This is a genomic window from Phenylobacterium sp. (assembly GCF_020253645.1).
Classification (GTDB): domain Bacteria; phylum Pseudomonadota; class Alphaproteobacteria; order Caulobacterales; family Caulobacteraceae; genus Phenylobacterium.
On record NZ_JADCBG010000167.1, the window covers coordinates 1 to 11,659 of the forward strand.

Consider the following 11,659-nt stretch of genomic DNA (forward strand, 5'->3'; position numbering starts at 1 on the left):
CCGGGTTCAGCCCCTCTTCTTGGACCGCCGCGACCCAAAGGGACCGGCGGGGTTTCAGTGCGTTCGGAATCGCCGCCCGGATCTACCGGTAGGGCGCGTCCAGTTCCAGATTCTTGGCAAGGACCCGCTCCCAACGGTCACCGTTCGCGAGCAGGCGTTCCTTGTCGTAGTAAAGCTCCTCGCGGGTCTCGACCGCGAATTCGATGTTCGGCCCCTCGACAATGGCGTCCACCGGGCAGGCCTCCTGGCACAGGCCGCAATAGATGCACTTGACCATGTCAATGTCGTAGCGGGTCGTCCGGCGGCTGCCGTCCTCGCGCGGTTCGGCCTCGATGGTGATGGCCTGGGCCGGGCAGATGGCCTCGCAGAGCTTGCAGGCGATGCAGCGCTCCTCGCCGCTGGGATAGCGCCGCAGGGCGTGCTCGCCGCGGAACCGCGGGGACTGGGGACCACGCTCGTAGGGATAGATCACCGTAGCCTTGGGCCGGACCATGTAGACCATGGCCATGCCGAAGGCCCCGATGAAGTCGGAGAGGGCCGCGCCCCGGACCACCTGGGAAATGCGCTTCAGCATGCTGTCCTACCTTCCCTTGCACTCATAACCGGACAGACGCCGTTCGTTGCCGCCCGGTTTCAGGACCAGCTCCATGCCCCGAGCTATGCACTGTCCGCGCAGCAGACGCAGGGAGTCGTAGGTCGCCACGTCCCCATCGGGCGTGCTCGTGGAAGCGCAGCCCGCGATGAGCAGGCCCGCCAGACCCAGGAGGGGAAGCGTCGCCCGCCTCATGCGCCCGGATGCCCCAGAACGCGCCAGCCGGCGACGAGGGCCACGGCGACCAGAGAGATCGGCAGGAAGACCTTCCACCCCAGCCGCATCAGCTGGTCGTAGCGGTAGCGGGGCACGATGGCCTTCACCATGGCGAACAGGAAGAAGAAGAAGATGATCTTCAGGAAGAGCCACATGAAGCCGTAGAAGCTCTGCGCCGTCGGCGACCAATGCGCCACGAAGGGCAGGTCCACGGGCGCCTGCCACCCGCCGAAGAAGAGGATGGAGATCATGGCGCACATCAGGACGATGTTGGCCAGTTCGCCGATCATGAAGAGCAGGAAGGGCGAGGAGGAGTACTCCACCTGGTAGCCCGCCACGAGCTCGGACTCCGCCTCGGGCAGGTCGAAGGGGGGGCGGTTGGTCTCGGCCAGGGCCGAGATGAAGAAGATCACCGACATGGGGATCATGACGAGGGCGATGGGCAGGTTGTGCAGTCCGCCGCCGAAGACATTCCAGTTCCAGAAGCCGCCGCCCTGCTTCTGGACGATCTCCGTGAGGTTCATGGTCCCCGCCAAAAGGATGACCGTGATGATCACGAAGCCGATCGAGACTTCGTAGGAGACCATCTGCGCCGCAGACCGGAGGCTGCCCAGGAAGGGATACTTCGAGTTCGACGCCCAGCCGCCCATGATGATGCCGTAGACGCCCAGGGAGGAGATGGCGAAGAGGTAAAGCACTCCGACATTGATGTCCGACACCACCCAGCCGGGGGCCAGGGGGATGACCGCCCAGCCCACCAGGGCGAGGGCGAAGGTCAGGACCGGGGCCAGGAGGAAGACGAACTTGTCGGCCCCGTCGGGGACGACGATCTCCTTCAGGATGAACTTGATCAGGTCGGCGAAGGACTGGAGCAGGCCGAAGGGCCCCACGACGTTAGGCCCCTTCCGCATCTGGACGCCGGCCCAGATCTTGCGGTCGCCGTACATGAAGAAGGCGAGCGACATCAGCAGCCAGCCCAGCACGGCCAGGATCTGCAGGACGGTGATCAGGGTCCAGCCGCCCGGCGTGGCCCAGAAGGATTGCGCCGCGTCCATGCCCTACTCCGCCGCCAGTTTCGCCGGGCCCGCCGCCAGGGCGGCGCACTCGGCCATGGTCACGCTGGCGCGCGCGACCGGGTTGGTGAGATGGAAGGCCCTCACCGCGCTGGCGAGAGGTGCGTCACCGACCTCGCCGGCCGCGCCGATGGCCGAAAGATCCGCCTGCCCCTTGGGCGCCCAGTCGATCTGGCCGAAGGTGGGATGGTCGGCGAAGAGCCGGGTCCGGAGCTGGTCGAGGCTGTCATATGGCAGGGTCTTGCCGAGGCGCTCGGACAGGGCGCGCAGGATGGTCCAGTCCCCCCGGGCCTCGCCCTTGGGGAAGACCGCCCTCTGACCCATCTGCACCCGGCCCTCCAGGTTGACGTAGAGGCCGTCCTTCTCGGTGTAGGCCGCGCCGGGCAGGATCAGGTCCGCCGCGTGGGCGCCGGCGTCGCCGTGCGAGCCGAGATAGATGCGGAAGGCGTCCGACGCCGACAGATCGATCTCGTCGGCGCCCAGCAGGAAGAGGACGTCGAGGGCGCCCTTGGCCGTCATGGCCCGGGCGTCGAGGCCGCCCTCTCCGGGGATGAAGCCCATGTCGAGTCCGCCGACCCGGGAGGCGGCGGTGTGGAGTAAGTTCCAGCTCATGCCGAACGCCTTGGCGACCTGAGCGGCGGCGTAGGCGACGGCCGCGCCGTGCGGGCCGGACAGGGCGCCCGCGCCGATGATCAGGGCCGGAGCCTTGGCGGACTTCAGCACCTTGGCGAAGCCGGTCCGGGCCTTGGCCAGGGCGGTCAGGGCGGAGGCGGTCTCGCCGAGGTGGTCGAAGTCATAGGTCAGGTCGGCGGCCACGCCGATGAGGCCGACCTCCAGCGCCCCGGCCAGCCAGCGGCGGCGCAGGCGGGCGTTGAGGACAGGCGCCTCGAAGCGGGGGTTGGTCCCCACCAGGAGGATCGCGTCGGCCTCTTCAAGCCCGGCGATGGTGGCGTTGAACAGCCAGGACTCCCGCGGCCCCGTCCCCAGGGCCATGCCATCCTGGCGGCAGTCGGTGTTGGCGGAGCCCAGGGCCCGGAAGAGGTCGAGGGTCGCCTTCAGGGACTCGGCGTCCTGCAGGTCGCCGGCGATGGCGCCGATCCTGGCGGGCGCGGCGGCGGACAGGCGGTCAGCGGCCAGGGACAGGGCCTCAGCCCAGGTCGCGGGCCGCAGGCGGCCGTTCTCGCGGATGTAGGGGGTGTCCAGGCGCTGGCGAGACAGGCCGTCGACAGCGAAGCGGGTCTTGTCGGAGATCCACTCCTCGTTGACGTCGTCATTGATCCGCGGAAGCACCCGCAGGACCGCAGGACCGCGGCTGTCGACGCGGATGGCCGCGCCCATGGCGTCCATGACGTCGACGGTCTCGGTCTTCTTCAGCTCCCAGGGGCGGGCGTTGAAGGCGTAGGGCTTGGAGGTCAGGGCGCCAACCGGGCACAGGTCGATGACGTTCCCCGATAGCTCGGAGGTGACGGCGCTGCCCAGATAGGTCGTGATTTCAACATCTTCGCCGCGCGAGATGAGGCCAATCTCCGGAACGCCGGCGACCTCGGTGATGAAGCGCACGCAGCGTGTGCACTGGATGCACCGGGTCATGACCGTGTTGATCAGGGGACCCATGGCCTTTTCCTCGACGGCCCGCTTGTTCAGCGCAAAGCGGCTGTCGTCGCGGCCATAGCCCATGGCCTGGTCCTGGAGGTCGCACTCGCCGCCCTGGTCGCAGATCGGGCAATCGAGAGGGTGGTTGATGAGGAGGAACTCCATCACCCCCTCGCGGGCCTTCTTCACCATCGGCGTATTGGTGAAGATTTCCTGGTTGTCGGCGGCCGGCAGGGCGCAGGAGGCCTGGGGTTTGGGCGGGCCGGGCTTCACCTCGACCAGGCACATCCGGCAGTTGCCCGCGATGGACAGGCGCTCGTGGTAGCAGAAGCGCGGGATTTCCTCCCCCGCCAGCTCCGCCACCTGAAGGACCGTCATGCCGGGCTCGAACTCGACCTCGACGCCGTTGACCTTGGCTTTCGGCATGGCTCAGCTCACTCCGCCGCCTGCAGGGAGGCGCCCTGCACGTGCGGCTTGCCCGCACGGTAGTTGGTGATCCGCTCCTCGACCTCGTGGCGGAAGTGACGGAACAGGCCCTGGATCGGCCAGGCCGCGGCGTCGCCGAGGCCACAGATGGTGTGCCCCTCGATCTGGCTGGCGACGTCGAGGAGCATGTCGATCTCCTTCATCTCCGCCTCGCCGGTGGCCATGCGCTCCATGACCCGCCACATCCAGCCCGTGCCCTCGCGGCAGGGCGTGCACTGCCCGCAGCTCTCGTGCTTGTAGAAGTAGGACAGCCGGGCGATGGCGCGGACGATGTCGGTGGACTGGTCCATGACGATGACCGCCGCCGTGCCCAGGCCCGACTTGAGGGCCGACAGGGAGTCGAAGTCCATCAGGGCCGTCTCGGCCTCATGGGCCGGGATCATCCGCACCGAGGACCCGCCCGGGATCACCGCCTTGAGGTTGCCCCAGCCGCCGCGGACACCGCCGCAGTGGTCCTCGAGCAGCTGCCTGAGGGGGATGGACATGGTCTCCTCGACCACGCAGGGCCGGTTCACATGGCCGGAGATGGCCATCAGCTTGGTGCCGGTGTTGTTGGGCCGGCCGAAGCCCGCGAACCAGGAGGCGCCGCGACGCAGGATGGTTCCCACCACCGCAATCGACTCGACATTGTTGATGGTGGTCGGGCAGCCATAGATGCCGGCCCCCGCCGGGAAGGGCGGCTTCAGGCGCGGCTGGCCCTTCTTGCCCTCGAGGCTCTCCATCAGGGCCGTCTCGTCGCCGCAGATATAGGCGCCGCCGCCATGCGTGACGAAGAGGTCGAAGTCCCATCCGTGGACGTTGCCCTTGCCGATCAGCCTGGCCTCGTAGGCCTGCTTGATGGCGGCCTCCAGGCGCTCGCGCTCATGGACGTACTCGCCGCGGATGTAGATGTAGCAGGTGTGGGCGCGGATGGCGTAGCTGGCGATCAGGGCGCCCTCGATCAGGAGGTGCGGATCGTTGCGCAGGATCTCCCGATCCTTGCAGGTTCCGGGCTCGGACTCGTCGGCGTTGATCACCAGGTAATGCGGACGCTCGCTCTCGGCCTTGGGCATGAAGGTCCACTTCAGCCCGGTGGAGAAGCCGGCCCCGCCCCGGCCGCGCAGGCCCGAGGTCTTGATCTGGTCGCAGACCCACTCAGGGCTCTGCTCAAGAATCAGCCGCGTGCCATTCCAGGCGCCGCGCTGCTTCGCCCCCTCCAGACCCCAGTCATGGAGCCCGTAGAGGTTGGTGAAGATCCGGTCCTTGTCTTCGAGAATGCCGACCACGATGCGCCCCTAAGCCTCCAGACCGATCCGGCGCGAGCCGGCGGTCGAACCCTGTCCGATCACTGCACCGCCTCCTTCGCCTTGCCGGGCTTCTTCGGCTCGGCGTTGGGAATGGACTTCAGCGCCTTGGCCGCCGAGCCGTCGTAAAGGGCGAGGTCGGAGAGGACCTGAGGCCCCCCTTCCGGCGCCGAACCCTGGCGGCCGATGACCGAGCCGGGCGCCCGCGGCTTGCCAGCGATGAAGGCGTCGAGGACCTGCTCGAAGGTCTCGGGCGTCAGATCCTCGTAGTAATAATCATTGATCGCGGCCATGGGCGCGTTCGAGCACGCGCCAAGGCACTCCACTTCCTGCCAGGTCACCTTCCCATCAGCCGAAAGGTGGTCGCGGTCGCCGAACCGGCGCTGGCAGACGGCCTTCAGGTCGTTGGCGCCCCGCAGCATGCAGGGCGTGGTCCCGCAAACCTGCACGAGGGCGTGGGAGCCGACCGGCTCCAGCATGAACATGGTGTAGAAGGTGGCGACCTCGTAGACCCGGATCACCGGCATGCCGAGGGTCTCGGCGACCACGCGGATGGAGGGCTCGGAGACCCAGCCCTGCTGCTTCTGGACCAGCCAGAGCAGAGGGATGACGGCGGACTGCTGGCGGCCCTCGGGGAACTTGGCGATCCACCACTTCACCTGCTTCAGGCTCTCGGCGCTGAAGGCGAAGCTGTCGGGCTGGTTGGCGGCTAGCCTGCGAACGCTCACGTGACCGGCCTCACTTGATGAAGTCGACGCGCACGATCCGCGCGTCCGAAACGGTATAGATGGCGGCGACCTCGAAGGGGGCGGCCTCCGGCGAACGGAAGACGCGCTCGTGGTCGATCACACGATTGCCCACCACCATGCGGTTCAGCAGTTCGGCCCGGTTCCGGGGGAATTCGGCGAAGACCTGTCGGTACTTTTCGCGGTAGGCCGCGATCCCCGAGATGGTGACGGCGCCGTTGAAGTCCGCCACCACCACGTCGTCGGAGAAGACCGCGCAGTGCGCGTCCAGGTCCTGGGCGTTGTAGGCCTCGAACTGGGCCTCGACGACGTCGAAGGGGGTGATGCAGACGGGCGCGCTCACCGGTCCACCTCGCCGAAGACGATATCGAGGGAGCCGAGGATGGCCGAAACGTCCGCCAGCATGTGGCCCTGGCAGAGCCAATCCATGGCCGACAGGTGGGCGAAGCCCGGCGCCCGGATCTTGCAGCGGTAGGGGCGGTTGCTTCCGTCGCTGACGAGGAAGACGCCAAACTCGCCCTTGGGGGCCTCGACGGCGGCGTAGATCTCGCCCGCCGGCGTGTGCACGCCCTCGGTGTAGAGCTTGAAGTGATGGATCAGGGCTTCCATCGACCGCTTCATCTCGCCGCGCCGGGGCGGGGCGAACTTGTTGTCCTCGGTCAGGACCGGGCCAGGGGTCTTGCGCAGGCGATCAATGCACTGAAGCATGATCTTCACGCTCTCACGCATCTCCTGCATCCGGCAGAGATAGCGGTCATAACAGTCCCCGTTGACCCCCAGCGGGATGTCGAAGTCGAGCTCGCTGTAGCACTCGTAGGGCTGGCTGCGGCGAAGGTCCCAGGCGATTCCGGAGCCACGGACCATCACGCCCGAAAAGCCCCAGGCCATGGCCTGCTCGCGGCTGACCACGCCGATGTCGACGTTGCGCTGCTTGAAGATGCGATTGCCGGTGATCAGCTTGTCGATGTCGCCGAGTGGCCTGTGGAAGGCCTTGGCCCAGGCCTCGATGTCGTCGATGAGGGCCTCGGGCAGGTCCTGATGGACGCCGCCCGGGCGGAAGAAGTTGGCGTGCAGGCGGGCTCCGGAGGCCCGCTCGTAGAACACCATCAGCTTCTCGCGCTCCTCGAAGCCCCAGAGCGGCGGCGTCAGGGCGCCGACGTCCAAGGCCTGGGTCGTCACGTTCAGCAGGTGGTTCAGGATCCGGCCGATTTCACAGAAGAGCACCCGGACCAGCTGGCCGCGAATGGGGACTTCGATCCCAGCCAGTCGCTCGATGGCCAGGCAGAAGGCGTGCTCCTGGTTCATCGGCGCCACGTAGTCGAGGCGGTCGAAGTAGGGCACGTTCTGGAGGTAGGTCCTGGCCTCCATCAGCTTCTCGGTGCCGCGGTGCAGGAGGCCGATGTGCGGATCGACCCGCTCCACCACTTCGCCATCCAGCTCGAGAACCAGGCGCAGAACGCCGTGCGCCGCCGGGTGCTGGGGCCCGAAGTTGATGTTGAACTTGCGAACGGGAGTTTCCGGGAGGGCGGGGCCCGCGGCGAGATCGTCAGCCATCAGCGCGCCTCCCCCTTCTCGTCGCCCGGCAGGACGTACTGCGCGCCTTCCCAGGGCGAAAGGAAATCCCAGTTCCGGTACTCGACCGACTTCACAGGCTCGTAGACCACGCGCTTGAGTTCATCATCGTAACGCAGCTCGACATAGCCGCTCATCGGGAAGTCCTTGCGGAGCGGATGCCCGTGGAAGCCATAGTCCGTGAGGATGCGGCGCAGGTCCGGATGTCCGGAGAAGAAGACCCCGTACATGTCGAAGGCCTCGCGCTCGAACCAGTTGGCGCAGGGATAGACCCCGGTGACGGAGGGCACGGCGGTGTCCTCGTCTGTCCGGACACGCACCCGCATGCGCTGGTTCCGCGTGAAGGAGAGAAGCTGGTAGACGACGTCGAAGCGCTGGGCGCGGTCCGGGTGGTCCACACCGGTCAGGTCGGTGAGCTGCTGGAAAGCGAAACGGTCCCGCAGCAGGGTCAGGACCTCCACGATCCGGCTGGCCGGAGCGTCGAGGGTGAGGTCGCCATGGGCGGTCGAGGCGGACACGCCGGCGTCGGCCGCCGCAGCGATCTCGGCGCCCAGGGCCTCGAGGGTCTCTTCTGCGACGGGCCAGCTCATCGCTCGATGGTCCCCGTGCGGCGGATCTTCTTCTGCAGCTGGAGCACGCCATAGACCAGGGCCTCGGCGGTGGGGGGACAGCCCGGGATATAGATGTCCACCGGCACGATGCGGTCGCAACCGCGGACAACGGAATAGCTGAAATAGTAGTAGCCGCCGCCATTGGCGCAGGAGCCCATGGAGATGACGTAGCGAGGCTCCGGCATCTGGTCGTAGACCTTGCGCAGGGCCGGAGCCATCTTGTTGCAGAGCGTGCCCGCCACGATCATCACGTCAGACTGGCGCGGGCTGGCCCGCGGCGCGAAGCCGTAGCGCTCCAGGTCGTAGCGCGGCATGGAGGCCTGCATCATCTCCACGGCGCAGCAGGCGAGGCCAAAGGTCATCCACATCAGCGAGCCGGTGCGGGCCCAGGTGATGAGGTCGTCGGCGGCGGCCGTGACGAACCCCTTGTCGGCGAGCTGCTGAGAGACCCCGTCGAAATAGGGATCATGCAGCTTGGGGTCATAGCCCTCGACGGTGGACCGGGCGCCCGATCCGGCCGGAACGATCAATCCCATTCCAGGGCCCCCTTCTTCCATTCGTAGATGAAGCCGACGGTCAGGACCCCGAGGAAGGTCATCATCGACCAGAAGGCGAAAACCGCCTGGTCATGCGGCAACTTCATGAGCGACACCGCCCAAGGGAAGAGGAAGGCCACTTCCAGGTCGAAGATGATGAAGAGGATCGACACCAGATAGAACCGGACGTCGAACTTCATGCGGGCGTCGTCGAAGGCGTTGAACCCGCACTCGTAGGTCGAAAGCTTCTCCGGGTCCGGCGCCTTGGGCGCCAGGACAGCCGAGGCCAGGATGAAGATGATCCCGATCGCCGAGGAAATCCCCAGGAAGATCACGATCGGCAGGTACTCGAGAAGAAAGGCGTCCATGGATTCCCCAGCCAGAGTCGCGGGACCTTCTAGACCAGCCTTGCGCCGGGTTCAAACCTCGGTTTGCCACTGAGGGCAGGCTCAGTCCCGATCCCGGGCCGGCTGCAGATCAACGCAGATTCCCTACCGCACCGCTAACACCTCAAGGACGGTTGACACGATTCCGGCCCGGACCTATCAGACGCGCCTTGCGCGGATGCGCAATCGAGTGCGGATGTAGCTCAGTTGGTTAGAGCGCCGGCCTGTCACGCCGGAGGTCGCGGGTTCGAGCCCCGTCATTCGCGCCACTCCCCTCCCCTGTCGCAGCGTGACGACCCGGCGCGGCTCAGCCCCCCCCGCATGTCCTTCAGGGCGCGGCTCCAGCGGGCCAGTTCGTCGAGGGTAACCTTGGCCGCCAGGTTGTGGGCGTCGGTGGGGATGAACCCCTTTTCGGAATCGAGGTGCTCGCCGACCATCGGGATGGCCACACCCTCGACCAGGGGCATGATCTTGACGGTGGTCAGCATCTGCTTGGCCATCTGAACGGCCCGGACCCCGCCTGACTGGCCGCCATAGCTGACGAAGGCGGCCGGCTTGCCGTTCCACTCGGCGTAAAGGTAGTCCACCGCATTCACGAAGGATGGCGGCGGCATGAAGTTGTACTCGGGCATGACGAAGACATAGGCGTCGGCCGCCTCCACGCTGGCCGACCAGGCCTTGGTGTAATCGAACTGGTAGTTCCGCAGGCGCGGGTGCCAGGGCTCGTTGAAGATGGGCAGGTTGAAGTCCGCCAGGTCGACAAGGGTCGCCTCGAAGTCGCCATGGGCCTCGGCCAGCCCCTGGAACCAGCGCGCGATGTGGGGCCCGACCCTGTTGGGACGGGTCGAGCAGATGATCGTCTGAAGCTTCACGCAAACTCTCCTCGAAACGGGATCTGGCTCAGGCGACCGGTTCAGCCGCCTTCTCGATCAAGAAGTCGCCCGGGTCAGGCGCCAGGGTGGCCCGCCAGTAATCGACCAGGGCGAAGGGCCAGTTCTGGGTCACCCGGCCCTTCTCGTTCTTGTACCAGCTGGAGACCTGCGGCGCGCCCCAGGCCATCAGGGCGTTGGCGGCGTCCACCCTGGTGTTGAACGCGTCGTGCACCTCGCGCTTCGGCTCCATGGACCGGGCCCCGGTCTCGGCGAGGAGCTTGAGGCAGCCGACGATGTATCGGACGCTGCACTCGGAGAAGAAGATGATGGAGCCGTTGACCACGATGTTGGTGTTCGGCCCGTAGATCATGAACAGGTTCGGGAAACCGGGCGTGGTCATGCCGAGGTAGGCGCGCGGATCGCCGTCCCAGGTCGCATGCAGGTCGGCGCCGCCCCGTCCGCGGATCTTCATCGGCTCGAGGAACTTCGAGGCGTGGAAGCCGGTGCCATAGATAATGACGTCGAAGTCCCGGGCCGTTCCGTCGGCGGTGACGATCCCGGTTTGGGTGATCTCGCTGATCGCGTCGGTGACCAGCGAGACGTTGTCGCGCTGCAGGGCCGCCATCCAGACGCCGTTGTCGAGGAGCGAGCGCTTGCCGCCCACCGGATAGGTCGGCACGACCTTCTCCACCAGGTCGGGGCGGTTCGGCGCCTGGGCGGCGATCGCCCCCGCGATCATCTCGCGGAACTCCAGGTTGGCGGCCGAGACCGCCGTGGGCGGCCCGTTCCAGCCCGGATCGGCCTCGACCATGGGCAGGAGCCCGTCGGTCACCATCCAGAACATCCAGAAGCGGTACCACTTGTCATAGTAGGGCACGTGCTCCATCAGCCAGTTCATGCCGTCGGGGACGTCCTCGTGATAGTGCGGCACCGGGAAGCCCCAAGGCGGGGTGCGCTGGAAGATGGTCAGGCTGCCCACCTTGCCGGCGATCTCCGGCACGAACTGGTAGGCGCTGGCCCCTGTGCCGATCACCGCCACGCGCTTGCCCGTCAGGTCCACGTCGTGGCGCCATCTCGCAGAGTGGAAGGCCGGGCCGGCGAAGCGGTCGCGGCCCTTGATATCCGGCATGCGGGGCCGGTTCAGCTGGCCCACCGCCGTGACCACGGCGTTGGCCTCGATGAACCGGCGAACGCCGGACTTGTTCCGCACCGTGACCTTCCAGAGGGCCCGGGGCTCATCCCAGTCGAGGGTCTCGACCTCCGTCTCGAAGGCGATCTTGCCGCGCAGGTCGTAGCGGTCGGCCACGCCGCGGAAATAGTCGAGGAGGACCGGCTGGGTCGAGAAGTGCTGGGGCCAGTGGTGGTTGGGCTCGAAGCTGTAGGAATAGATGTGGTTGGAGGAGTCCACCCGGCAGCCGGGATAGGTGTTCTCGAACCAGGTGCCGCCGACGTCGGCGTTCTTGTCGACGATTTCGTAGCTGACCCCCGCCTGGCTGAGCCGGATGCCGGTGAGCAGGCCCGACATGCCGGCGCCGATCACCAACACGTGCATCTTGGCGGCGCCCGCCTTCAGGCGCGGCGAGTCCCAGACGGGCGTCTTGGTGTTTGTTTCTCCCAGGCTCAGTTCATCGACCAGGAAGTCCGCATAGCCCTCGGGGATCTCGGCGCCGGCGACGAAGCTCATCATCCGGCG

General features: G+C 66.9%; 13 protein-coding genes and 1 tRNA gene. 1 reads left to right on the top strand and 13 read right to left on the bottom strand.

Going from position 1 to position 11,659, the window contains the following annotated elements:
• Window positions 1-82: 82 nt before the first annotated feature.
• The 11 genes from nuoI to INE98_RS11150 are packed head-to-tail and all read right to left on the bottom strand — an operon-like array spanning window position 83 to window position 9,076.
• Complete coding sequence (gene nuoI, locus INE98_RS11100; protein ID WP_293538967.1) at window positions 83-574, bottom strand: NADH-quinone oxidoreductase subunit NuoI; 492 nt, start codon at window positions 572-574, stop codon at window positions 83-85.
• Window positions 575-580: 6 nt separating this feature from the next.
• Complete coding sequence (locus INE98_RS11105) at window positions 581-787, bottom strand: hypothetical protein (protein ID WP_293538969.1); 207 nt, start codon at window positions 785-787, stop codon at window positions 581-583.
• Window positions 784-1,863: an NADH-quinone oxidoreductase subunit NuoH gene (gene nuoH / locus INE98_RS11110; protein ID WP_293538971.1), complete on the bottom strand. Its 1,080-nt coding sequence runs from the start codon at window positions 1,861-1,863 to the stop codon at window positions 784-786. The genes INE98_RS11105 and nuoH overlap by 4 nt, the downstream gene beginning before the upstream one ends.
• A gap of 3 nt (window positions 1,864-1,866) precedes the next feature.
• Window positions 1,867-3,900, bottom strand: a complete 2,034-nt coding sequence (gene nuoG / locus INE98_RS11115; RefSeq protein WP_293538973.1) for an NADH-quinone oxidoreductase subunit NuoG — start codon at window positions 3,898-3,900, stop codon at window positions 1,867-1,869.
• Window positions 3,901-3,908: 8 nt separating this feature from the next.
• Entirely contained in the window at window positions 3,909-5,225 is a 1,317-nt protein-coding gene (nuoF, locus tag INE98_RS11120; RefSeq protein WP_293538975.1) for an NADH-quinone oxidoreductase subunit NuoF, read from the bottom strand.
• A 59-nt stretch (window positions 5,226-5,284) separates the two neighbouring features.
• A complete protein-coding gene (gene nuoE, locus INE98_RS11125; RefSeq protein WP_293538977.1) occupies window positions 5,285-5,971 on the bottom strand; it encodes an NADH-quinone oxidoreductase subunit NuoE in 687 nt (228 codons plus the stop codon).
• Between the two features lie 10 nt (window positions 5,972-5,981).
• Window positions 5,982-6,332 carry a nuclear transport factor 2 family protein gene (locus INE98_RS11130; protein ID WP_293538979.1) on the bottom strand — a complete coding sequence of 117 codons (351 nt, stop codon included), beginning with the start codon at window positions 6,330-6,332 and terminating at the stop codon, window positions 5,982-5,984.
• Complete coding sequence (locus INE98_RS11135; protein ID WP_293538981.1) at window positions 6,329-7,543, bottom strand: NADH-quinone oxidoreductase subunit D; 1,215 nt, start codon at window positions 7,541-7,543, stop codon at window positions 6,329-6,331. The genes INE98_RS11130 and INE98_RS11135 overlap by 4 nt, the downstream gene beginning before the upstream one ends.
• Window positions 7,543-8,151 carry an NADH-quinone oxidoreductase subunit C gene (locus INE98_RS11140; protein ID WP_293538983.1) on the bottom strand — a complete coding sequence of 203 codons (609 nt, stop codon included), beginning with the start codon at window positions 8,149-8,151 and terminating at the stop codon, window positions 7,543-7,545. The genes INE98_RS11135 and INE98_RS11140 overlap by 1 nt, the downstream gene beginning before the upstream one ends.
• Window positions 8,148-8,729 (bottom strand): NADH-quinone oxidoreductase subunit B family protein, encoded by a 582-nt coding sequence (locus tag INE98_RS11145; protein ID WP_293538985.1) that lies wholly within the window; start codon window positions 8,727-8,729, stop codon window positions 8,148-8,150. The genes INE98_RS11140 and INE98_RS11145 overlap by 4 nt, the downstream gene beginning before the upstream one ends.
• The gene (locus INE98_RS11150; protein WP_293538987.1) at window positions 8,699-9,076 is read right to left on the bottom strand and encodes an NADH-quinone oxidoreductase subunit A; all 378 of its coding nucleotides are present in this window, start codon (window positions 9,074-9,076) and stop codon (window positions 8,699-8,701) included. The genes INE98_RS11145 and INE98_RS11150 overlap by 31 nt, the downstream gene beginning before the upstream one ends.
• A gap of 210 nt (window positions 9,077-9,286) precedes the next feature.
• Between INE98_RS11150 and INE98_RS11155 the strand changes: the two genes are divergently transcribed.
• Window positions 9,287-9,363, top strand: a tRNA-Asp gene (locus INE98_RS11155).
• Here INE98_RS11155 and INE98_RS11160 read toward each other — a convergent pair.
• Together INE98_RS11160 and INE98_RS11165 are read right to left on the bottom strand one after the other, a co-directional pair.
• Window positions 9,352-9,966 (bottom strand): NADPH-dependent FMN reductase, encoded by a 615-nt coding sequence (locus INE98_RS11160; protein WP_293538989.1) that lies wholly within the window; start codon window positions 9,964-9,966, stop codon window positions 9,352-9,354. The genes INE98_RS11155 and INE98_RS11160 overlap by 12 nt on opposite strands.
• Before the next feature lie 28 nt (window positions 9,967-9,994).
• The coding region (locus INE98_RS11165) for an NAD(P)/FAD-dependent oxidoreductase (protein ID WP_293538991.1) at window positions 9,995-11,659 on the bottom strand (1,665 nt) is incomplete at its 5' end.

Bases quoted from the DNA above. Each gene is read 5' to 3' on its own strand.
- nuoI (WP_293538967.1), bottom strand. From the start codon at position 574: ATGCTGAAGCGCATTTCCCAGGTGGTCCGGGGCGCGGCCCTCTCCGAC.
- INE98_RS11105 (WP_293538969.1), bottom strand. From the start codon at position 787: ATGAGGCGGGCGACGCTTCCCCTCCTGGGTCTGGCGGGCCTGCTCATC.
- nuoH (WP_293538971.1), bottom strand. From the start codon at position 1,863: ATGGACGCGGCGCAATCCTTCTGGGCCACGCCGGGCGGCTGGACCCTG.
- nuoG (WP_293538973.1), bottom strand. From the start codon at position 3,900: ATGCCGAAAGCCAAGGTCAACGGCGTCGAGGTCGAGTTCGAGCCCGGC.
- INE98_RS11135 (WP_293538981.1), bottom strand. From the start codon at position 7,543: ATGGCTGACGATCTCGCCGCGGGCCCCGCCCTCCCGGAAACTCCCGTT.
- INE98_RS11140 (WP_293538983.1), bottom strand. From the start codon at position 8,151: ATGAGCTGGCCCGTCGCAGAAGAGACCCTCGAGGCCCTGGGCGCCGAG.
- INE98_RS11145 (WP_293538985.1), bottom strand. From the start codon at position 8,729: ATGGAAGAAGGGGGCCCTGGAATGGGATTGATCGTTCCGGCCGGATCG.
- INE98_RS11150 (WP_293538987.1), bottom strand. From the start codon at position 9,076: ATGGACGCCTTTCTTCTCGAGTACCTGCCGATCGTGATCTTCCTGGGG.